1 protein-coding gene is annotated in these 510 nt (G+C 59.6%); it reads left to right on the top strand.

Features of this window, described 5'->3' with window-relative positions:
• The coding region (locus tag A3754_RS27315; RefSeq protein WP_197468481.1) for a hypothetical protein at nucleotides 1-397 on the top strand (397 nt) is incomplete at its 5' end.
• Between the last annotated feature and the right edge of the window lie 113 nt (nucleotides 398-510).

Genomic DNA, 510 nt, shown 5'->3' with positions numbered 1-510 from the left:
GGAGGTCACCCCCGAGGTTATTCGGAAAAAACCGGACGAAGGCATCCTGCATATCCTGCAGCATCTCCGCGAGCTGCTAAGCCGCAACAACAAGCGCTACCTGCACTGTGCGGCTCTGCTCAGCCAGCATTTACCGCAGCAACATGTGGCACCGCTGCGGCAAGTGCTGGGCACGCTGTCCATGCAATACCTGTCCCGGAACCCGGAATACATCCACCTGCCCAACCTGCCGGTGATGAACTACATCATGACCCACGGCGGCATTGCGGCCCTGGTCCATCAGCTGAGCCATGACGACCCCATGGTGAGCTTCGACGAACTGTCCCAAGGGTTGGCGACCATGGCACGCCACATGATCGAAGGCAGCCGGCGCGATGCCGGCCTGGATTCGCCGTGAAGCATTGAGCATTACCTGGCGCTTGCGCACCAAAATAAGACACGCATGCGCGTGTTTTGAGCACCAAAAGTGCGCAAATCAGGCTATTGGCTACGCCAGGCGGCAGGCTAGCC

Source organism: Alcanivorax sp. HI0083 (genome assembly GCF_001635175.1).
This window is presented reverse-complemented; position numbering and strand designations above follow the sequence as displayed.